At 68.6% G+C, this 590-nt stretch carries 1 protein-coding gene; it reads right to left on the reverse strand.

The genetic code is table 11. The annotated features are described in order from the left end of the window. Window positions 1-590: DedA family protein (locus ABEA87_RS42355; RefSeq protein WP_345639459.1), on the reverse strand; the 590-nt coding region annotated here is incomplete at both ends.

The following is a 590-nucleotide window of genomic DNA, read 5'->3' on the forward strand; positions in this document are numbered from 1 at the left end:
GTGCGGCGTCGACGGATGAACACCGCGACGGCGATGGCGCATGCCAGTACCACGATCGCGGCGATGATGTAGGTGGGGCCCTTGAAGGCGTCGGCCACCTTCTGCCAGTTGGCGCCGATGGCGTATCCGGCCAGGGCGAGCGCCGCCGTCCAGGGCAGGCACCCGGCAAAGGTGTAAAGCCCGAAGCGTAGGGGTGCCATGTCGGCGAAGCCGGCGGGCAACGAGATGAAGGTGCGGATCACGGGCAGTAGCCGACCGAAGAAGACTGAGGCGGGCCCGTGCCGGGTGAACCAGCGGTGCGCCTTGGCGAGGTCCTCCTCGCGCAGCCACAGGCGCCGGCCCCAGCGGTGCAGGGCGGCCTGGCCCGCGTACCGGCCGACCGCCCAGGCGAGGTAGCTGCCGGCCACGTTGCCGAGGGTGCCGGCGAGGATCACCAGCACGATGTTGAGACTGCCGTCGGGTATCGCACCGGCCGCCAGGGCTCCAGCGAACAGCATGGTTACCTCGGACGGGATCGGGATACACGCCGACTCGGCGAGCATCAGGATGAATACCGCGAGGTACCCGAAGGTGACAATGAAGTGCTGCAC

The sequence above is a fragment of the Rugosimonospora acidiphila genome, assembly GCF_039543385.1.
Lineage (GTDB): Bacteria > Actinomycetota > Actinomycetes > Mycobacteriales > Micromonosporaceae > Rugosimonospora > Rugosimonospora acidiphila.